Source organism: Streptomyces sp. WMMC940 (assembly GCF_027460265.1).
In the GTDB taxonomy this organism is placed as follows: Bacteria; Actinomycetota; Actinomycetes; order Streptomycetales; family Streptomycetaceae; genus Streptomyces.
In genome coordinates, this window is record NZ_JAPZBC010000001.1 from 3716950 (window position 1) to 3737125 (window position 20176).

A 20176-nucleotide genomic window follows, 5' to 3' on the forward strand; every position below is an offset into this window, starting at 1 on the left:
CGGGATGATCGTTTCCCACCGTGCAGGTAGCCCCCACGTTGTCTCCCGCAGGCGGAGGACCTCCAAGACGGCTGGCGGTCAGAAGCGGCTGACCATCCCCGGGACGCCCGGCGGTGTCGGGAGCGGCAGCCGGTTGGGGGTGTGGCGTTCGTCCGCGGCCGGAGCGGCCTTGCAGGTGACGTCCTTCGCGGGGAGCTTGCCGGTGGTCAGGTAGGTGGTGGCCGTCTTGTCGGCGCACGACTTGGTGCCGTAGATGCCGTGTCCGACGCCTCCGGCGACCGTGACCATCTTGGAGCCCTTCATGGCGCGGCGCAGGCCCTGGCCACTGGTCAGCTGCGTCTGGGAATCCCACTCGTTCTGGAGGATCAGCGCGCGTACCGTGTTGCCGATCCGGGTGGCAGGCTCGCTGCCGTTCTTCTTCCAGAAGGCGCACGGCTTGATGTGCGAGGCGAAGTCGCCGTACAGCGGGTACCTGGCCTTGTCCCGGATCGCGTCCTTGCGGTACTGCTCGGGGTCGCGCGGCCAGGCGCGGGTGTCGGCGCAGACGACGGCCCAGAAGCCGGCGTCGCCGTTGTCCTCGGGCACGGTCCGGCCGAAGGACGGCGGAACGGGCTCGGGCGTCTTGAGTTCCCGGTCGGCGGACTGGGGAGTTCCGGCGGCGGCCTTCTTCAGCTCGGCGACCGCTTCGGCGGCGTCGCGCGTGCCGAAGAACATGCCCCGGAAGCCTCCGCGGATGTCGTCGCCGGTCAGCAGCGTGCGTCAAGGTCGAAAGGCTTGCGGTCGGCCTGGGCGACCAGGCCGTAGAAGGTCCCCCGGACCGCCTCGGGAGTCCGGCCCAGCTTGTAAGTGGAGTGCCGTGCGGCGGTCCATTCGGTCCATCGGGTGAAGGCGGGCTCGGCGCCCTCCGCCCAGACCTGGATCATCCCGCGCCAGATACGGGCCGGGTCGACGGCGCTGTCCAGTACGAAGCGGTCGGCGCGTATCGGGAACATCTGCGTGTACACGGCGCCGAGGTAGGTGCCGTAGGAGTAGCCGAGATAGGAGATCTTCTTCTCGCCGAGCACGGCGCGGATGACGTCCATGTCCCGGGCGGTGTTGCGAGTGGTGATGTGGCGCAGCTTGTCGCCCTGCTTCTTGTCGCACTTCTCCGCGACGGTCCGGGCCCACTTCACGTCCTTGGTGAACGTCTCGGCTTTGTACGGCCGTTCCCAGTTCCGCTCGTCGGGCGTCAGGCCACAGCCGACGGGGGAGCTTTGGCCGATGCCCCGCGGGTCGAAGCCGACGAGGTCGTACTTGTTCTTCACGGATTTCGGCAGCTCGCCGGCCATGTACTGAGGCATGTCGACACCCGGCCCGCCCGGACCACCCGGGTTGAGCAGCAGCACACCGCGCCGTTCGTTCTTGGTGCTCGTCTTCGTCCTCAAAATCGCCAGGTCGAGCTTCTTGCCGCCAGGTCTGCCGTAGTCGAGCGGCACCTTGATGGTGGCGCACTGAAGGGAGGCGGGCAGCTCCTTGTCGCAGCGGTGCCAAGCCGGTTTCTGCTGGAGGTAAGGGCGCAGGGAGTTCTCGGCGGCGGACGCGGTGCCGGGGGTCAGCACGGGGACCAGCGGGGTGACGGCGCCGACCGCCAGGAAGAGGGCTATTCGGCTGTTGCGCACGCGCGTTGGGTCCTTGTGTCGATGCGTACGGGACGCACCCACCCTGCCGTGCGCGTTGTGCGGATTGATCCCTCCACAGGTCAGTGCTTCTCCCACCGTGGACGTACGGGGAGTTGGGGCGGATAGTGCTGGAGTCGGACAACCAGGCTCGGCTCTTTGCCATCTATCTCAAGTGGCGTTCTGAAAATAAAGTTGAGTCGTGTACAATCTCGATTGATCCGCGTTTCAGGAATTTCTTGGCTTCCTTGCGGTGCCAGTTGCGATTCCACCGGCGTCTTCACCAAGAGGCCTACTTCGAGCGGGTCGTTCCGGTCGGTAGTCGTGATCCTTTTCACGCGTCTTCTCTTATGCCGGACCTCCCTCGGGATGTCAGAGTCTCGTCCGTGGTCACCTCCACGCCCTGGAGGTGAGGACCACGGAACCGTCTCCCTGACCTGGAGACGAATGAACGACTACTGGGGAATCCCAACATGCGTAATACCCCCACGCGCCGCGTCTCTCTGGCCGGAATAGCCGCCGTCACCAGTGCCGCCCTGCTCGCCACCGCGGCTCCCAGCGCCACCGCCGCCGACGACAGCCGGGCAACGGCTCGTACCGTGGCTGCCTCCTCCGCGACGCAGGCTCCTGAACTGACGTCCGAGCAGCGCCAGTTCATCGAGCAGGAGATGGGCCCGGAGGCGCTGGCCGAGATGGAGAGGGCCATGAGCCGGAACGGGGGCTTCGCCTTCCCGATCGCCGCGGCGGCCATCGGTGCCGCGGCGTGGTGCGCGAAGGGCGCGCTGGCCAGCATCCCCACCTCGGTGCTCAGCGACATCGCGGCAGGCAAGGCCTCAAGCAAGAAGACCTACGTCAGGAACGCCGTCATCGGCTGCCTCGGAGGCGAGATCGGGGGCGTCGTCTGGAAGTTCCTGCCGGGCTGGGTCAAGAACAAGGCCATCAACATGACGATCGCCTTCATCATCAAGTACATCCGCTGACGCCGCTCGGCACCGCGACAACCCCGGGGCATCCATGGCCTACATCTTCATCTTCGGTTGCTTCCTCGTGCTGGGCCTGGCCGCTTCGCTGGCCGCACGCACCGGGTACCGGGGCAAGGTCTGTGACCGGTCCGACGGGTACGAGGTCCCCGCGGAGGTCAAGTCCGACCCCGGCCTGAGGAAACGGGCGAATGACCTGGTGGCATTCTGGTGCACCGGGGCCGCGGTGCTCAGCTTCGCCCCGCTGGTGCCGATCGGCACGGTCATCATGAGCGGCGGTGGCCGAACGGTCGGAACCTGGGGACTTGTAGTCCTCGCCGTCTACGGCCTGGCCGTGGTGACGGTGGGCGCCTACCCCTTCGAGAAGATCAAGAGCCTGGGGCGGTCCACCGAACGGTGAACAGAGCAAGGGCTGCTGCGTCGTGCGGCCGGCGGGAGCGACTGTCGCCCTGAGCACCAGACCGGGACCGACTGCCCTGCCCCGTGGCGAAGACCGTGTTGGTGGCCGTGTATGCCGCCAGGGAGCTCGGCCACGACGTCGTGAGTGCCTGACGCTGTCGGGGATCTTGGAAGTTGAGCGTGATCGACGTACTGCTGAAGCGGTCCATTTTCCCTTATCAGAGCGACGCCAGTAGGTCGGCTAGACTCCGAGAGGCTGTAGCGGTGGGTCGGTGACCGTTGGGCGAACGCTTCGGGCTCGGCTCCCAGTGGCTGTGATCCCGCGGCGATGTCGCCGCCAGTGGTGAAGGCGGTGGCTGCGGCGTCGATCACCGTGATTTCTGCGGCCAGCCAGCACGGGCCCAGCAGGGCGCTGACGACACGGGCCGCGTTGCCCCAGGGTGAGGTGGTGCTCTTTTGGCCCTTGCGGAAAGCAAGAGCGGTCTGCTGACATCCTCGTGCGGTTCGAGTCCGCGCAAGCAGGTGTTGACGACGAGCGTCTTGCCGAAGCCTGCACCGCCGTGGATACAAATCATCGCTCGGGCGGCAACAGTGTCGATGATGTTCTCCCGCGCATGAGCAGGGCGCGCGTGGTGACCACGGACGCGTCTAAATATCCTGTTATCGATCCTGCGTTAGGGTTAGCAGTTCAGCAAAGAGACCATTAGCGCTAACGAGGGAGTTGTAGTCGCCCTGCTCGACGATGCGGCCGTCCTCCATGCAGATGATACGGTCGGCGATCTTGGTGTTCTCCAAACGGTGCGTCACCACGATGGTGATGCAGCCGTTGGAGTGAGCCTTGATTTTTTCGAAGATGCTGTGCTCTCCTCGCGGGTCCATGTTGGAGGTGGGTTCATCCAGAACGAGGAGCGCAGGCTTGCGGTAGAGCGCTCGCGAGCAAGCCAGGCGTTGCCACTGGCCGCCGGAGAGCTCCACTCCGCCGTAGACCTCGCGGGCGAGGAGCGTATCGAGGGCGTTAGGGAGCTGCTCGACCACCTCACGCATACCGACGGCGTCGATCGCTTCCCACACGCATGCATCGCCGGAGGTGCGAGGTTGACCGAGAGTTACGTTCTCGCGGACCGTCAGCGGCCACTGTGCGAAGAGCTGGGGCACCAGGCCTGTGTTCCGCCATACGCTCGAGGGGTCGGCGAGAGCTAGGTCAGTGCCGTTCCAAGTAACGCGCCCCTCGCCAGCCAGATGAATTCCAGCGATTAGACGGGTCAGCGTCGACTTGCCGGACCCATTCGTTCCGACGATCGCGAGGATCTCACCCCGGCGCAGGGTCAGTGACACTCGGTCGACGGCTGGTGCGCTCCTGCCTGGGTACTGGTAGGACACGTTCTCCAGCCCGATTTTCTCCAGTGGCACAGAGACGTTTAGCTCGCCCCGTCGGGAGGCATGCTGCTCGGCAATGTCCAAAAACGTTTGCATGTCGTTCAAATACAGGCTCGTATGGAATACAGCCGCTCCATTAGTCACGATCTGAGACAGAGCGGCCAGGATCGTCTGTACAGCGACGACTGCCGTGGCGGCGATTGCCGGCGCCACGCGCCCGGTCACCGCCAGCCAGCCGAGCACGGTCCAGGTGGCTATGAGGAGGAGGCCGCCGACTGCCGAGGCCACCAGACCAATGCGCAGCGTGCGGGGAGCAGCGGTGATGGTGCGATGGTCAACCCGCTCGGACAGTGACCGATGCCAGAACAGCAGGTAGTCGGCCATATTGTTGGCACGCACTTCATCGGCGAAATTCGAACTCGTCGCCCACCAGCGCATCATGCCGCGCACATTTCGATCTGCCACATTCGCATAGTGGATCTCGTAGTCCACCCGAGCGGACCGTACGGCCCCTATGCCGGCCGGGAGCACCGCGAGAACCAGCAGCGGGAGCATCAGCGGATGCAGCACTGATAGCACCCCGCTGGCCGTGACCAGACGAATCAGAGCAGTCATGAATCGCTGGGCGTCGTTGATCATGGCATGAGTGCGCGTCACGCCCATCTCGGCCGCTTCCTGCCGGTCCGCAAAGCCGTCGACCGCATATGCGTCGGCCTCAACACGGCAGATTGCCTCTACCAAGGCGGCATCCGCTTCAGTCACGAGCCTAGGGGTGATGCGACGCTCACCGTACATCGCCAGGGCGCCGGCGAGTCGGGCGAGAGCGGCGGCAGCCGCAACGATCAGCAGAGCGGGCACCGCGTTCCGCAGCCGCTCCTCGACCGGGCCGGAACCGAGGAGAGGCTGCATAACATCGGCCGTGGCGGACAGCAGGACTCCAGCGGCTACGCCGGTCGCTAGCTGGCAAGCTAGCAACAGCAGTACGCCCCACGGATCAATCCGCCAGGCCATCCGCGCAATGCTCCGCATTACAGAGGGAAGTTTCGAGCATAGGTGCTTGAATGACACCTGTTCGAGAGGGTTCCTGAGGTGTTCACTGCTGTACTTGATTTCGGCTGGGGGCGGCGGGGGAAGCGATTCAGGATAGGTTGTGACTGGCGTTGCGGCCTCGGCGTTGACAGGCATCAAGTGGGCTCCTGAAATGGGTTGACTGCGTAGGCTTACGTGTGAAAATGGGCTAGGGATTGTCGTACGCGGTGTACTTTCCTCGCTCGTCAGCAAGCCAATACGTCTGCAGCGGCAAACAACTGTAAGCACAAGCCATCTTTTCTGGGCCGCCCACTCGAGTACCCAACTCGCCATTCACACCGGACGGCGACTTGACGATGCACACCGCTCACCATTGATAGGAAACTCTTCGGTTTCCTCCTTTTAGGCCGCTGACCTGCAGTGTCGCGCGCTAATGGCAGGAACCGCAAGAGTTTTCCATCAATAGGTGCTGCCGCTAGTTCCTTGCAAGTCGGGAGCGATCGGCTAGGGCTTCGGTGATGAGTATTTGCCGGGCGAACTCCAAACCAGCGCGGTTCCAGTGGTAGACGGTGAGGAACGCCGCGGCTTCGCAGGGGGCCGATGAGAGCGTGCTCGGCGTGGAAGTAGTCAGGAATCCACTGCCCGCACACCTCGCCGACGGATTGGGCAAAGTCGGCGAGGAGTTGACGTGTAGGGATATCGAGCAGCGACTCGAGGCGGTCGGGGTGCGACCAGAGCGCCGCTATCTTGGTAGCGGAGGTGGTGAAGGCGTCCGACGGAGGGCTTGCGAGGCGGCGGTTTGCGGAACGACGGCAGTGCTCCCATACTTCCAGGTCCTCCCAGCCGGTGATGCCCATGGCTTCGAAGAGGGCGTGAAGCATGTTGAGGGAGACAATCCACGGTGAGGTGGAAGATGTGCTGCTGGCATGGTGGCGCAGCCAGGCGATTGAGTCGGCGGTGAAGAGGCGATGCACGCCGGTCATGGCGCTCTTACCGCCGAAGAGGTGGGTCTCGGGTTCGTAGACGGCGAAATGCCATGCGTCGATTAAGGCGTCGTGCTGTAGGCGCGCCATGTCCCTGCGGAGACGTTCGGTTAGCTGGCGGATTCCTGCCGGTCCGGCGTGAAATCGTATGCGCAGGCCGGGGGGCTTGGACATAAAGAAGAAGTCCTGAAACAGGTCATTATCCAAGCCGTTAGTGACTAGGTCCAGCAGCCGTGTCGGCAACTGGCCAGGTCGTGTTGCACCCCCGATGGTCAGGCGGCATTCAACCCATTCGCGCGCTGTGGGTTGCGGCCAACCCTCTATGCTGAGTGCGGTACCCCCCTCCCGACAGACGTCCATGGCTGGCTGGATGGATTGCGAAACTGGGTCGAGAGCGTCAGCCCAGTGCCGCAGTGTCTGCGCAATTGCTGAACGAGCGGGTTTCATCGGGCGTCCTGTTGGATTCAGTTGACCAAGAGTGCGGTGTCCCACGCGACTGCTTGCGCACGGCCAGCATAGGCGTCAAGGGCAAGGGCTAGACCGGCGGCGCCTTCCAAATATCCGGCGACATCTACGTGAGGGCCGTCGGGGTGGGTAACGCGGAAGGTAGGGATGTTGTCTGCGAAGCGGGAAATGATGCGTTGCGCTACCTGATCACGAGCTTTGCTTACCTGGACGCCGATACGGCTCTTCTCAAAGAACGACAACAGGTGTAAAACGCCGGCTTCGCCATGGCAGATCGACCAGTGCTCGGTCTGCCATCGCGGAGGCGGGGTGTCGAGCATGCCAGCGATCGCGTTCTCGGCGGACGCATGCAAGTGGGTGCTGTCGAGTGCGGTAGCGGCCAGTTGTAGCGCGCGCGCAATTCCGGGAGTTCCATAGCACCATGCGCTTCGACCGCGGCGTCCTGTGGAGGCTCGTCCTTGCCATTGTGCGAGGCTGATGTATGGAGGCCAGTGTTGGCCGTATTCGTCCTTGGCCGACTGCGACAGCAGGAGTTCGGCGAGTTCCTCGATGGCCGCGCGCTGCCCTTCCACCTCACAGCCCTCGATGACGGCCAGGGCCATCAAAGCTAGAGGCCCGGCGATGCCGTGGGCCAGGCCGAGGTTGAGATGGCCGGCACTCCAGTCCTGGTCGGGCGGCGCAAACTGCGATGTCGGGGGGGTTGATGACCAGAAGCCGGGAACACGGCTGTTGTTGCGGTAAGGGCGTAGGGCAGTCATCACTACTAGGGCGTCCAAGACCGCCTCTAGATCGGTGCGGCGTTGGCGCAACAAAAGGTAACGACCGATACCGGCAATGCCAGAGATAGTGTCGAAACGCATAACAGAGCCGATCGGGTCGGCGTGGAGCGTTGCGGTCACAGCGCATACGCGCCGACTGATCATCGCGTCTAGGGTTGTGAGGGCACTCGCGTAGTCACCAGTTGCGCGGCAGGTTAACTCCAGGGCGAAGCCGAGACCTTCGAGAGGGCCGTAGATCCCGGACTGGCGCAGTTCCTGTCGGGACAGCCCCTCCCTGGCCCGTTGGAGGAAGCGGTGAGCTGTCGTGATTGCGGTGGGATCCACAAGACTTCGGGCCAGATGCAGCAACGCGATGCCGCTTTGCCCCCGCCCAAGCGAGACCAGCGTGCCCGGCAAGGTTGACGCTGATTCCAGGCCTTTCGTCATGTCATTCGGGTCGGTCAACCTGGCCGTAATTTCATCGGCTAGGGCTGCGGCCACGGCTGCATGCTCGGCGCTCATCCTCGGTCTACCTGAACGTGAGGCCGGCGGCCCAGGGACCGGGAGACGTGGCTCAGCAGCATGAGACTGGATTCCTCGGCGGCCGTGTCTATACCGAACAGCCGATTGTGCTGCATGTGCAACAAACTTTGCAGCGAGTACGCAGCGGCGCTGCCGTCGGCCGGACCGGTTCCTGTCGCGCCAAACGCCTTCCCCAGGCGGCGACCTTCGGACGAGGACTGCCACGCGTCCAGGAAGGACCCGTCACCGTAGGCGTCCTCAAGGAACGCGACGGGAGAGGATGCGGTGAAGATCTGATGAGTCAGGTCGATCTCGTGACGCTCCAACCGTCCGTCATTGCGCAGGCGAAGCGCCCGATGAGACCACTGCCGCCAGTCCCACTCGCCGAGCGCGTCCAACAACAACGCGTAGTTTGCTACGCACAACACGCTACGCGAGAGGCGGCTACGCGCGGCTGCGCGAGACGGGCGCAATTGTTCCACCGCCATCCGGCTATCGAGATGGAACAGATCCTCTGCGAACGACATGACCTCGAGGCTGCCGCCATAGCGGTCCACTTCCGGCTCGTAGGGAAGAATCCGGAATCCGCTGCACAACCCATCATCCTGCCAGGAGTCCAAGGCCCGCAGCAGACGCGGCCACACCGTTTCGGTGACAGAGTCCGAGTGTCCCTGGATCCGCAGCCTTAGGTGATCGTCTGGTACCTGGTAGCGGACGAAATGCCAACGGCGCGCCTGGTCACCTAGGTCGCCCAGGAACGGCGAGATCCGGTCGACCAGGAGGTCGTTTTGTATTGCGGCATCCACAGCGATTTGGACGTAGGCCCAACTACCACCCGGCAAGCGGCGCGGTCGGTGGGCGGTGCGCTGCCAGCGGCGTCCCGGAGCGGTGGCGGGTGTGTGGCTGTCCGCGACGTGTGCCCTGAAGGGCATGACCAGTTCTGTCGCTCTACCCTGGGCCCACCCGAAGGCGTCACCACCGGCCAGGACGTGCGGGCTTTCGGTGATGATTAGTTGAGATCTCGCGGCGACATCACGACGCAACATCTCCGACTGGAAACGGTTGTCGAGATTGATCTCGTAACCGAGGTCCCGATAGCGGACCATGACACGCTCGTGTACGCCGAATTCCTCGCGCCACTCCCCCAAAGCCGCGTGCCACGTCCCTGCGTCCGTACTCTCGGCTGCCCTCCGTAGTTCGCTGCTGATTGCCCAAGTTAGTGGGGAGAGAACTGTACGTCCCATCCTGACACGTGGTAGCACCGGAATGTGCCTGAATTCGGCCCAGTCCCACGGTCCCCAGGACTTGTGCTTGTCGGTGAAGCGCAGGTCTGTCAACAGACGTGCCACGTCAGGCGCGTGGGTGGCCAGAGTGACGTTACTCAACATCAATGGCAAGACCTCGCGCGAGCCATCGGGAAGGTAACAGCGCAGCCGCTTGCCATCATCGGCGATCAACAACTCCGGCCATTCCAAAGCTTCCGTGGCATCCGACTCGGCGTATATCCCGACCGGGATGTGCGCCGGGGTGATTATCGCTGTCGACATAACATTGCGGACCCGGCGCTTGGCGGGAAGAAAAGTCACCTGGGCGGGCAGTGCCTGTGGGTGCGCATCCTGGATTCCTCGCAGGATGTCGTCGGCATGGGCACCGAGGTGATGGGTGAAGCGACCAGTCGTGGCACCGGCTAGGTGGGTGCCGGCGGTCGGTGACGGGACGAGGAGATACTCACCGCGATCGATGGCGTGCACGTCCTTCGCGAGCAATTGCACGAACGCCTCGATAGTGTCGAAGGCAGGGTGATCCTTCTCGGTACGCAAGGCGTCCAGTTCCGTCCCGGTCAGGTGGACCTCGCGTGTGGGGGCTGTGAGGCCGCGGTGGACCAAGGCGGCCAGCGCATCGGCCCGCCCGCGGTGTGCTTCCGCTCCGCCCTCATGCCCCCAGTGCTGCCCGGCCGCATTCCGTTCGCGGTAGGAAATGGGGAAGCCTAATCCTCGAGCGGAGTCAACGAGGTCGCCCAATCGCACCGCGCCGAAGGCTCCGTACTTCTCCAAGAACGCTTGGCGGTACGCGCGAAGCGGCGCGTACCGTCCCGCCGGAGCGATTGCCCACAAAACGTTCACGTATCGCTCCACCTCCCGTAGTACGGAATGCGGCAGCGTGACGTGAGCATCGGAGCAGAGGTCGATGTGGAGGTTGGACTGTGCCTGGCCTGGCGAATGGGTTCCGCCCGTCAAGGCCGTCCAGGCTTCGAGACCGCCTCCTACCGGCTTTCGTTCATAAGCGTCACTGAGCGTCAAGACGGCCTTCAGGTCGCACAGGGGTGACGACGGGGACGTGCTCGCCGTCGAGTGGTTCGTCCAGGTCTTCTCGACGCGGCTGGCGAGGTCGTCTAGAAGGACTTCTTGCTCCAGCAGTCCGGACAGGTACCGATCGACTGCATCTTCGGTACTTTGCGGCATCATCTGCTGAAGTCGGGCGCACAGATCGGCGTAGCCGATAGGAGTGCGCGCGGCTTCCAGGGTCGCGCGTAGCACACCCGTCAACTTGATCTTGGTCTGTCGGCCACCCGCCGATTCTCCCGCCTGGGCTCGGACGTAGGGCAACAAGAGACGATCGCCCCGCACCTGAGCTAGGTTGTTCGCAACCACGCGCAGCCCGTCCCGAGCCTGCCGATCACCCCGCCATCGACGCACGAGGTCATCCAACCATTCCCCATCCGGCCTGATGCCCTTGCGTGCCACACCTGTCGTATAGAAAGCGGCCGTCCGCTCAAACTTTGCCCGTCCCACACCAGCGTGCAGGCCAAAGGGCGTTGCCCGTCCCGTGATACGCAAGGCGTACCGGGTCACCGACTGAGCTAGCTTGAGTAGGCGGCGGTAGCTGAGTTGGTGCCCGGCAGCAACCCCCTGTAGCGCCTGCGCGAGCGACGTGCTGGAGACCGCGACGGCTTCGAGGAGAACCGGATCACCAGCCAGTTCGCGTACGTATTTCTCCAACACTGTCCTCGCAGGCCGCGCCTCAGCCGCCAACTGGTCCACGATCCGCCGGAATCGTGTATCGGGGAGAGTCGAGGACCTAAACGTGCAGATTCCAAATGGGATGTAATCCGGTGTCAAGGGTTTTCCCAATAGCGGTTTCGAAGCATCGGCGATGACCGTGCAGGCCATGCCCAAAGGGGCATGGCCTGCACGACAAGACGGTCAACTTTTCAGCAACACGGCGGGTTACATCCCCCGGTTGCCGCCAACGACGTGTATCCGTCGGATTCGCATGTCCAGTGCGTTACGGCCATGTCGGGTGACGACGAAGTCGCAACAACGACCTCTTCAATCTCCAGCTCCAGCTCCGTGAGATCGAAGTCCATGATCGGGGTCGTTGGCGTGGCAGTACTCACATTGACTCCCTGAGATTTAATGCTCGAATGATGCCGGATCGGTCGGTCGAGTGATCTCGAAGGAGGCTAGGTTGATATTTGATCAAGCGTCAATAAGATTCCTCAACAGTGGCCGATTTTCGACCGGGTCTATCAGAGTGCGGAACGTGAGTTCTTGTCCGTTTCGTGCTTGAGGTTAACCTCGAAGTTTCGTGACGGGCCGCCGACGGAGTCGGTGGTCCGTTTCCGTGCTGTGGGTTGAGTCTGTGCAGGCTGAGGGGCCGAGTGTCGTCTCGGGGTGGCGCCGGGTTCCACTGCTCCGGGTGGTGAGGGGCTGTCGTAGGGGCGGGTGGATCCGCTGGTCAGCCGGGGTTCGGCAGGAGTGCGAGCCGTTTGAGGGCTGCGGTGATGTGGGCGGTGAAGGGCCAGTGCTGGGCGAGGCGGAGGATCCGCCGGCGGCCGGTGGTGACGAGCTGTCCGGCCGTGGTGAACAGGCGGAGCCGCAGGCGGCGGGGCTCCCAGAGCCGGGCCTTGCCGGTCAGCGCAAGCATGGGCATCCAGGCCAGCAGGTCGAGGGCGATCTGGACGATCTCGAGCCAGACTTTGTTCTGGGCTGTGGTGTGGAGGGGCAGGTTGCGCAGGCCGGTGGCCCGGGCGGCCCGGATCCTGTCCTCGGCCCGGGCCCGCAGCCGGTGACGGCGCTCGAGCTCGGCGATCGGCCGGTCAGCAGTGTTGGTGGCGAAGCAGGTGATCCGCATGCCGTCCGCGTCCGTGATCCTCAACTGGGCGCCAGGGTGGGGCCGTTCCTTTCGAACGATCAGCCGCATTCCCTTGGGCCAGCCGTCCAGTAGCTTGCCCGTGAGCTCGGCGACCAGGCCCCGTCACGGACCTCACCACTGGTCTCCACGGCCGGTGTCCAGGCCGATGCGGGGACCTTCAGCACGTGTTCGTGGATCGCCTCGGTCACCGTCATGCCGACCGAGTAGGACAGCCATCGTCCGCGTTTCGCGAGCCAGGACACGAAGTCGTGGGTGCCGCCCGCGGAGTCCGTGCGGACAAGCGTCTGCCGCCCGCGCCGGTACTTCTTCGGCATCTGGGCCAGGGCCGGCTGGGCGGTGGTGATGTGGTCAGCGGCCGTGTTCGAGCCGGCGTTCCCCGGCCTGAGGAGGGCGGCGACCGGTTCGCCGGTTCCGCCCGGTCCGTGGTCGACGAAGGCCGTCAGCGGATGGTGGCCGTAGCTCTTCTTCCAGGTCGCGGCCGCGTCCTCCTTGTCGGAGTGCGCGATCACCAGGACACCGTCGAGGTCGACCGTGACCTGTCCGTCGGCGTCCGGGGCGTCCTTGCCCGCCAAGGACCAGACTCGGTCACGGACTTCGGAGCGTGCGGACCGGACGGCCCGCAAAGCCTTCTCGCCGGAGGCGGCGAGGGCGTCGATCAGACGGGAGACGGTCGGATCGGAGGCAACCGGGCCGAAGACGGCCGGCTCGCACCGCAGCACGGCGATGTCCGCGAGGCAGTCCCCGCCCAGTGCGACCGCCAGGGCGACGTCCAGCAGGACCTTGCCCGGGTGGTGGACGGCCCGCGGCTTGCGCCACGGCGCCAGCGCCTTCGATATCGCCTGATCCAGACCGGTCTTGCGGACCGTCTCCAGCAACAGGACCGAGCCGGCCTGCGAGACCACCTGGCGGCCATCCCCCTGGACACGGACACGCGGGTACGACGCGGTAGGCTCTCTCACCTGGAAAGTGCTCTTTTCCTTGCAGCCAACGGGACCCTCAGCAAGTCCTATCGTTGCAGGTCAAGAGCACTTTCTGCGTTTCTGATCAGCCACTGGACAGGCCACCTCGTGAAAGCGCGAGGTTAAGGAAGGACCGCTGGTCGCGAGTGGGAGGTCGTCCTCAGTCGTCGTGCGGGCGAACAGGCCGGGTTCGGTTTCGCCGAGGACGCCTCGGCTGACCCCCGTTTCAGTTTGGGATGTCCGGCCGCCAGACCAGCACCAGCGGGCTGCAGGAAGACCGCACCGACACCGTCGGCGTCGGCGGCGAGCACGGAGGCCGCACCTTCGGTGTCGGCGGAGGACTGTACCGGCCGGTGAGCGTTATGGCAGGAATCCGAGGTCGCTAGGAAACGTGCGCTGCACGCGCGGCAACCGCTTCGGCAGCGAGCCTGTGGTCTGCGAGAATCGCACAGGATTTCTCGAGCCCCCACGCGCGGCCGAGCACCTGCCAGGAAGCCCGAACCCTCTTTACCCCAGCGCACTGGGCCCAGCCCCCAGCCCGCCTGGAAGATCGCCTCCTAGATCCTGGACCGCGAGACTCCAAACGAATTGCGCCTCCGCAACACCACAAAGCAGACCGACCATCTCCGGGTCATAGACAAGCGTCTCGGGCCAGCGTGGACGCAACCTGCCCCCTGCTGACACGCTGTCGACCGGTGTGCGATGCTCCCGATCACAAGGGAAGGGGTGTGGCGGTGAGGCGTGAGCGTACGGATGGCCAAGGACGGCGCAAGATCGGCGCCGCTCAGGCCAGGTTAACGGCGCTGGTGGTGGGCGGAGCGGCCCTGGGAGCACTGTTGCTGCACCCCGACACGGGCCTCTTAGCCAAGGGCCGCGGGCCGCTCGGCGGCAACCCCGTCCTCGTGGTCGGCCTCGCCCTGCTGTCGCTCATTGGCGGCTTGGCGCTGCGCGACAAGTACCAGGGTCAGGTCGGCGCCGCCCGGTCACTCAACCGCGTAGAACAGCGGATGGTTGACGGCGTGAGTCGAGTCCTGCTGGCCGCGACGCTGGTCGTCCCGCTGCTCGTCATAGTCCTGCACCAGTTCAGTTCGTCCGACAGCAGCCACGGTGGCGGCCACGAGTCGTTACCGCTTCCCAGCCCGCGGCAAGACCCGGTACCGACCTCGCTCCCCTCACAGCCTGCCGAGCACGCTGACCACAGCATGCACTTCGGGCTGACGCGCATCCTGCTCGGTCTCGGCATCGCCCTGCTTGCCGTGGTCGTCGTGATCGCCGGGCTGCATCTGTGGCGGTATCTGACCCGGCCACCGGCGCCCGAGGCCCCGGCGACGTACGCGACGCTCGACGACGAGCAGGAGCGCCTGGCCCAGGCCGTGGGCTCCGGGCGCCGTGCCCTACTGGACGGCACCGACGCCCGCGCAGCCGTCATCGCCTGCTATGCCGCCATGGAGAAGTCGCTCGCCGACTCCGGCGTAACCCGGCGCGCCTCGGACAGCCCACAGGACCTGCTGGAGCGGGCCGTCGCCGACGGCCTGCCCACGGGGGCGGCCGCCGCCGCGCTCACAGCGCTGTTCCGCGAGGCCCGATACTCCACACACCCGATGGACGGCAGCCACCGCGACCGGGCCGCGTTTGCGCTCGCCGAGATCGCCGACGGCCTGCGCTCGCGGACGCCTGGCCCCGAAGCCGTGACGGGTACATCATGAGGGCGCCCGTCCGGATACGGGCCATCGTCAACTCCTCACTCGGAGCGCCCGGTTCGGTCCGCCACTCGCTGGCCGTACTGGGCATCGTCGCAGTTGCAACCACAGTGCTGCTGGCCCTGGCCAACGGTGCTGCCGCGGCCGCCACCGGCCTCGCCCTCATCACCGCAGTCGTGCTGGCCCTGGGGCGCTATGCCGTGGGCGGCCCCGCCCAGGACAGCGGCCATCACAAGCCGGTGCGCCTGTTGGACAGCCAGGCCCCGGCTCTCGGCGGATGGCAACGCATCGTGGCCAACACCTTCGCGGACGACGGCGAAGTGCACTTCGACACCGTCATGCGACCGCAGTTGCAGCGGCTTTTCGCCGCTCGGCTGGCCGAACGACACGGCGTCGCAATGTACCGGAACCCGAAGCGGGCCCGGGCGCTGATCGGAGCTGAGCTGTGGCCGTGGATCGATCCTGAGGCGACCGCTCCGCAGCCCACTCTCCCCGAGCCTGTCCTGCGCTCCCTGCTCGACCGTCTGGAAGCCCTGTGACGGTGGCGCTGTGGCCGACCCCGCAGCCCGCGCACCCCCGCCCCCTGCCCCGTGAGGAACTGACTGTGACCAGTCCACAACCTAGCTCGGACCACGACGCCCTGACTCCCCGACAGGCGGGCGAACGGGCTGCGGCCGTGATCGATGAGATCCGCACTGCTGTGGTCGGCAAGGCGGAACCGCTGGAGCTGGTAATGCTCGGCATCCTCGCCGGTGGCCACGTCCTCATTGAGGACCTGCCGGGACTCGGGAAGACGCTGCTGGCACGTTCCTTCGCCACCACTCTCGGCCTGGACTTCCGCCGCATCCAGTTCACCCCCGACCTGCTGCCCTCCGACGTCACCGGAGCTCCGTTCTACGACCAACGGACTGCCGAGATGGTCTTCCGGCCTGGACCGGTCTTCACCCACCTGCTGCTCGCCGACGAGATCAATCGCACCCCGCCCAAGACCCAGGCCGCGCTGCTGGAGGCGATGGCCGAGTCCCAGGTGTCCATCGATGGAAGTACCCGGTCACTGCCGAAGCCCTTCGTGGTCGTCGCCACCGCCAACCCCATCGAGTACGAGGGCACGTACACCTTGCCCGAGGCACAGCTCGACCGGTTCTTGCTGCGGGTTCGCATGGGCTATCTGGCGGCGGCCGAGGAGGCAGGCATGCTGCGCGCGCGTGTCGATCGAGCGGCGCCCGAGGCTGTGCTGCGCACGTTCAGCGGACCGGACGAGATGCTGGCCATGCGGGCCGCCGTTGACCGCGTCGAGGTGGACGACGACCTGCTGGAGTATGTCGTCGCGCTGGTCCATGCCACCCGGGCCCATCCTCATATCCAGGTCGGCGCCTCTCCGCGCGGGGGCTTGGCCCTGGTGCAGCTCGCCCGCGCTCGTGCTGTCCTGGACCTGCGGGACTATGTGACCCCTGAGGACGTCAAGTTTGTGGCGGTGCCGGCCCTCGCGCACCGCGTCACCCTCAAGCCAGAGCTGTGGGTCCGGCAGATCGACGCCGACGACGTGATCCGCGAGATCGTGCAATCCGTGCACGCACCGCAGACCTTGCCGCGCACGCCGATCGCGTCATGACGGAGCCCATGCCGGCCCGCAAAGCGGCCACCGCCATTCAACGGGCCCTGGACGACCGCCACGGCGCAACAACCCAACCCCCGCCGCCACCTCCACCCGGGTGGCGCGCCGGTGAACGCGCGCTGCGGTGGGCCACGTTGGCCGTCGTTGCGCTGGCCGCCGCGCTGGTCACCGGGCACGCCTGGGTACTCGCCCTCGCCGCCACACCCTTGGTGCTGCTCGCCCTCGCCCTGCCGAGCGGGCCGCGACCGGAGACGGTGACGGCCGAGGCCAACGTGGAGCCGCGGCAGTGCTTCGAAGGCGAGCAGCTAACGGTGCGGATCACACTGTCCTACGACGGTGAACCCGCCCGTCTGGATCCCGGAGTCATGCTCGGTCACGGGGTCCGGCTCGATCACCTCGCGGTCGGCCCGCACCGCGTCGATCTCGTCCTGACAGCGCAGCGCTGGGGCCGCTGGACACTCGGCACCGTCGACGTCGACGTCTACGACCCCGGCGGGCTGGCCCTGCGCACCGTGCGAGCCGAACTCGGTGAGATCGCCGTCTTCCCACTGTCCACACACGCCAGCCTCACGCCCATCCCCGTCCGGCTGCCGCAGCGGCTCGGCGAGCACACCGCCGTGCAGCGCGGCGAGGGCGTCGAGGTCATCGGCGTGCACCCGTATGTACGCGGCGAACGGCAGCGGCGGATCCACTGGCCGGCCACCACCCGCCGCGGCGCCCTGCAAGTCCACCAGTTCGCCGCGGAGCGCACCGCCGACACCGTGGTGCTGCTGGATGTGCTCGCCGACGTAGTCGACCCGGTCACCGGTTCGTCCTCGCTCGACGAGACCTTCCGAGCCGCTGCCGGGCTGGTCCGCGCCTACCTGCGCACCCACGACCGGGTCGGCGTCGTGTCGATCGGTGGCGCGACCCGCTGGCTGCAACCCGGAAGCGGCCACGGGTACTTTTACCGCATCGTCGAGAGCGTGCTGGAGGTCCGCAAGGACCGCGCGTACCGCACGGAGGGACTCAGCCTGCTCCCACCACCTGCGTTGCCCGAAGGAGCGCTGGTGTACGTCATCACGCCGTTGACCGACCAGCGGATTTTCGACATCCTGCACCAGGTGCGCGGACGGGCCAACCCGATGGTCGTGGTCGAGATCCCCACTGGCCAGCCGGTCCTGGAACCTGGCGACACCGAGGGCGAACTCGCGCTGCGGCTGTGGCGGGCCGACCGCAATGCTATGCGCTTCGCCTTGGTGAAACGCGGCATCGCGCTCGTCGCCCACCGGCCCGGCGAGACCCTCGACATCGCCCTTGCGCCGCTGCTGCGCACCCGCATCCACGGGGGGGCCCGATGACCACCGCCCCCGCCCGGATCGTCCGGCCAGGCACACCCCCGGCTGACAGCCGAGCCGCCCTCCTCGTCACTCGTCTCACCTCCCGCATCACCGACCGCTTGCTCGGAACGGCCCTTGCCGTCGCCGCCTGCAACCCACCGGCCGCACTGCATGCACCGCTGCCGGTCAGGGTGCTGGTGGTCGGAGCGGCGGCGGCCGCGTGGTGGGCCGCTCCAATGGTCGACGCACGCCCCGTCTCGACCTCCATGCGCTGGCGGACCGTCGCGGCCCGCCGCAGGACGACCGTGCTGCCGGCGGCGGCGATCGCGGTCGCCGCGGCCACCGGCCCCCCGGTCTGGCTGGTCGTCTGCATCGCCGCCCTGCTGCTTGCCTACCTGCTCGTCACCGATGCATGGACAGCCGGTGTCACTGCCCCGCCCGGCCGCCCGCAGGCGACACCCGCACTGGCGGCCGCCGCCGCGACCGCAGTGGTACTGCTCGCCGCTCAGGCGCCGGTCGCGGGCACCTCATGGGCACGTCTGCCCGCCTCACTCGCCGTCGCGGCGACCACGGTTTGCCTGGTACTGGCGCTGCGCACCCGTCGCAGCCCGCCCGGCTGACCGCCGAGCGCGCTTGGCCGTACCGTCGGCATCGTTGAAGGATCGCACACTGCACCGGGGAGTGGTCCTTACGGTTGGAGGCGCTCGAGCGGCGCCCACCATTCGAGCCGAGCTCCATACCAGAGGCCCACGGTCACGCCGCCCAGGCGCGAGTCTGCGTTGGCCGAGGGATGGCCAGCCCAAGGCTGGCGAGAGCCGTGCCTGACGTCGCGAGACGACGAAGCCTCGCGGCCTCCTCCTCGGTGGCGTCAGCATCGGGCACGATCTCGGGCAACACCTGATGGAGCGCGTGCTGTGCGCTGAGCGGCCGCCCTTCGACCTGATGCTCGATGGCACGGTCCACGTAGTCGCGTGCTGTACGCAGTCGCTTGCGTACCTCATTGATCGGCATCCCCAGCGGAATATCTCCAGCGACTCCAGCAGGATCCGGGGTGGGACCGGCTTCGAGCTGTTCGGCAGCATGCGTGAAGAAGACCTGCAGCGCTTCGATGAGGGGCATCGGTGTCTCGATGCAGTCCAGGGCCAGCGCCTTGATATTCCAGGAGCACAGTGGCTTGCTGTGCTTGCAGTTCCAATGCTTAAGCAGTCTCACGGCCCTGGCGAACACCACGTCGGTGGACTCGATGGCACGAAGAACCATCTCGGTGTGGGCGACGGGGTCGGCATGATCCCACTTGGCGGCGATCTCCATGTTGGGGATGTACAACCCCTTCCCGGACGGGTGAGGGACCGCCGTCATGACGTCCGCCGTGAAGTCCTCCTGCTGCTTGGTGACGGGGTCACCGAAGCGGACAAGCACAGCGCGACGCCTACCGGCAACCTCAACCGTCAGCCGGTGAAACTCGTCTTCGAGGTCTTCACGAATCACGTCGCGTGCGCGCTCCATCAGGGACAACGCATCGTGGCCGTCCGGACCGTAGCCTGCGGCGTCTGCTCTGCTAAGGACCGCGCCGAGGTCCACGTCAGTCAGAGGCGAGTTGGCGTCGCCGTGGGCAACGCTCCCGTTGAAGTAGGTCTTCGCCCCAGGGAAGGCCCGTCGCAAGGCTTTCGCCAAGAGACCCCTACGGCGCTTGGCCTCAGCCAGCTCCTCGTCAGTCACCTGAATCTCGCGACGCCCCTCTTCAAGAAGAGTCGCAAGCGACTTGCCGCTCATCCGAGCTCCCTTCAGTCACGGCTGCTCTCCCCTCGATACCCGTGATCGCCATCTTCGCAAACTCCAGGCGATTCCAGTCTTACAAACAGCGTTTGGCAGGATGGAACACCCAGCGCCAGTCAGCGAGGATGTGAACTGATGGACGATTTCTACGAAGCCTTCGGCGACCGGGTGCGACGAGCCCGTACGGCTCTTGGGCTGAATCAACAGTCACTTGGTAGGGCAGTCGGTCTCAACCGCACGTCAATCAGCAACATTGAGCAGGGCTGCCAGCGGGTGGCTCTACACATGCTCTACGCGTTCGCGATGGCCCTGAAGGTGGAACCCGAAGCATTGCTCCCCGGTTCCACGGGACAGCCTGATGTCCTCGATGAGCTTCCGGAAGACGCCCGGATGTGGGCCCAGAACGTGCTCGCGAACGCGGAGGAGACCAATCATGGCTAGGCGCGCAGAATCGCTGGCTTCCCGACTACTGACCGACGGAGGC

General features: G+C 65.9%; 14 protein-coding genes and 2 pseudogenes. 8 read left to right on the forward strand and 8 right to left on the reverse strand.

Going from position 1 to position 20176, the window contains the following annotated elements:
• Positions 1-78: 78 nt before the first annotated feature.
• Positions 79-1658, reverse strand: a pseudogene (locus tag O7595_RS16310) (alpha/beta fold hydrolase).
• Between the two features lie 470 nt (positions 1659-2128).
• On the opposite strand from O7595_RS16310, the gene O7595_RS16315 reads away from it, so the two are divergent.
• A complete protein-coding gene (locus O7595_RS16315; protein WP_269729410.1) occupies positions 2129-2635 on the forward strand; it encodes a hypothetical protein in 507 nt (168 codons plus the stop codon).
• A 34-nt stretch (positions 2636-2669) separates the two neighbouring features.
• The gene (locus O7595_RS16320) at positions 2670-3035 is read left to right on the forward strand and encodes a hypothetical protein (protein WP_269729411.1); all 366 of its coding nucleotides are present in this window, start codon (positions 2670-2672) and stop codon (positions 3033-3035) included.
• A 367-nt stretch (positions 3036-3402) separates the two neighbouring features.
• Here O7595_RS16320 and O7595_RS33655 read toward each other — a convergent pair whose 3' ends face one another.
• From O7595_RS33655 to O7595_RS16345, 6 genes and pseudogenes are all read right to left on the reverse strand, one after another.
• Complete coding sequence (locus O7595_RS33655) at positions 3403-3609, reverse strand: hypothetical protein (RefSeq protein WP_332328178.1); 207 nt, start codon at positions 3607-3609, stop codon at positions 3403-3405.
• Positions 3610-3694: 85 nt separating this feature from the next.
• Positions 3695-5596 (reverse strand): ATP-binding cassette domain-containing protein, encoded by a 1902-nt coding sequence (locus O7595_RS16325; RefSeq protein WP_269729412.1) that lies wholly within the window; start codon positions 5594-5596, stop codon positions 3695-3697.
• 89 nt (positions 5597-5685) lie between these two features.
• The gene (locus tag O7595_RS16330) at positions 5686-6870 is read right to left on the reverse strand and encodes a thiopeptide-type bacteriocin biosynthesis protein (RefSeq protein WP_332328179.1); all 1185 of its coding nucleotides are present in this window, start codon (positions 6868-6870) and stop codon (positions 5686-5688) included.
• Positions 6871-6887: 17 nt separating this feature from the next.
• A complete protein-coding gene (locus tag O7595_RS16335) occupies positions 6888-8168 on the reverse strand; it encodes a lanthionine synthetase C family protein (RefSeq protein WP_269729414.1) in 1281 nt (426 codons plus the stop codon).
• The gene (locus O7595_RS16340; RefSeq protein WP_269729415.1) at positions 8165-11338 is read right to left on the reverse strand and encodes a lantibiotic dehydratase; all 3174 of its coding nucleotides are present in this window, start codon (positions 11336-11338) and stop codon (positions 8165-8167) included. Before O7595_RS16340 ends, O7595_RS16335 begins: the two co-directional genes overlap by 4 nt.
• A 568-nt stretch (positions 11339-11906) precedes the next feature.
• Positions 11907-13282 (reverse strand): annotated as a pseudogene (locus tag O7595_RS16345) (IS1380 family transposase).
• Between the two features lie 836 nt (positions 13283-14118).
• Here O7595_RS16345 and O7595_RS16350 point away from each other — a divergent pair.
• From O7595_RS16350 to O7595_RS16370, 5 genes are all read left to right on the forward strand, one after another.
• On the forward strand, positions 14119-14988 hold the full coding sequence (locus tag O7595_RS16350; protein ID WP_269729416.1) for a DUF4129 domain-containing protein: 870 nt from the start codon (positions 14119-14121) through the stop codon (positions 14986-14988).
• Positions 14985-15521, forward strand: a complete 537-nt coding sequence (locus tag O7595_RS16355; RefSeq protein WP_269729417.1) for a hypothetical protein — start codon at positions 14985-14987, stop codon at positions 15519-15521. Before O7595_RS16350 ends, O7595_RS16355 begins: the two co-directional genes overlap by 4 nt.
• Before the next feature lie 65 nt (positions 15522-15586).
• Positions 15587-16594 (forward strand): AAA family ATPase, encoded by a 1008-nt coding sequence (locus O7595_RS16360; protein ID WP_269729418.1) that lies wholly within the window; start codon positions 15587-15589, stop codon positions 16592-16594.
• On the forward strand, positions 16591-17937 hold the full coding sequence (locus O7595_RS16365; protein WP_269729419.1) for a DUF58 domain-containing protein: 1347 nt from the start codon (positions 16591-16593) through the stop codon (positions 17935-17937). Before O7595_RS16360 ends, O7595_RS16365 begins: the two co-directional genes overlap by 4 nt.
• Positions 17934-18536, forward strand: coding sequence for a hypothetical protein (locus O7595_RS16370; protein WP_269729420.1), 603 nt, complete (start codon positions 17934-17936; stop codon positions 18534-18536). The genes O7595_RS16365 and O7595_RS16370 overlap by 4 nt, the downstream gene beginning before the upstream one ends.
• A 133-nt stretch (positions 18537-18669) precedes the next feature.
• On the opposite strand, the gene O7595_RS16375 is transcribed toward O7595_RS16370, so the two are convergent.
• Complete coding sequence (locus O7595_RS16375; RefSeq protein WP_269729421.1) at positions 18670-19689, reverse strand: hypothetical protein; 1020 nt, start codon at positions 19687-19689, stop codon at positions 18670-18672.
• A gap of 138 nt (positions 19690-19827) precedes the next feature.
• On the opposite strand from O7595_RS16375, the gene O7595_RS16380 reads away from it, so the two are divergent.
• The gene (locus O7595_RS16380) at positions 19828-20133 is read left to right on the forward strand and encodes a helix-turn-helix domain-containing protein (RefSeq protein WP_269729422.1); all 306 of its coding nucleotides are present in this window, start codon (positions 19828-19830) and stop codon (positions 20131-20133) included.
• The last annotated feature ends 43 nt before the right edge of the window (positions 20134-20176 follow it).

Bases quoted from the DNA above. Each gene is read 5' to 3' on its own strand.
- O7595_RS16315 (WP_269729410.1), top strand. From the start codon at position 2,129: ATGCGTAATACCCCCACGCGCCGCGTCTCTCTGGCCGGAATAGCCGCC.
- O7595_RS16320 (WP_269729411.1), top strand. From the start codon at position 2,670: ATGGCCTACATCTTCATCTTCGGTTGCTTCCTCGTGCTGGGCCTGGCC.
- O7595_RS33655 (WP_332328178.1), bottom strand. From the start codon at position 3,609: ATGATTTGTATCCACGGCGGTGCAGGCTTCGGCAAGACGCTCGTCGTC.
- O7595_RS16325 (WP_269729412.1), bottom strand. From the start codon at position 5,596: ATGCCTGTCAACGCCGAGGCCGCAACGCCAGTCACAACCTATCCTGAA.
- O7595_RS16330 (WP_332328179.1), bottom strand. From the start codon at position 6,870: ATGAAACCCGCTCGTTCAGCAATTGCGCAGACACTGCGGCACTGGGCT.
- O7595_RS16335 (WP_269729414.1), bottom strand. From the start codon at position 8,168: ATGAGCGCCGAGCATGCAGCCGTGGCCGCAGCCCTAGCCGATGAAATT.
- O7595_RS16340 (WP_269729415.1), bottom strand. From the start codon at position 11,338: ATGGCCTGCACGGTCATCGCCGATGCTTCGAAACCGCTATTGGGAAAA.
- O7595_RS16355 (WP_269729417.1), top strand. From the start codon at position 14,985: ATGAGGGCGCCCGTCCGGATACGGGCCATCGTCAACTCCTCACTCGGA.
- O7595_RS16365 (WP_269729419.1), top strand. From the start codon at position 16,591: ATGACGGAGCCCATGCCGGCCCGCAAAGCGGCCACCGCCATTCAACGG.
- O7595_RS16370 (WP_269729420.1), top strand. From the start codon at position 17,934: ATGACCACCGCCCCCGCCCGGATCGTCCGGCCAGGCACACCCCCGGCT.
- O7595_RS16375 (WP_269729421.1), bottom strand. From the start codon at position 19,689: ATGAGCGGCAAGTCGCTTGCGACTCTTCTTGAAGAGGGGCGTCGCGAG.
- O7595_RS16380 (WP_269729422.1), top strand. From the start codon at position 19,828: ATGGACGATTTCTACGAAGCCTTCGGCGACCGGGTGCGACGAGCCCGT.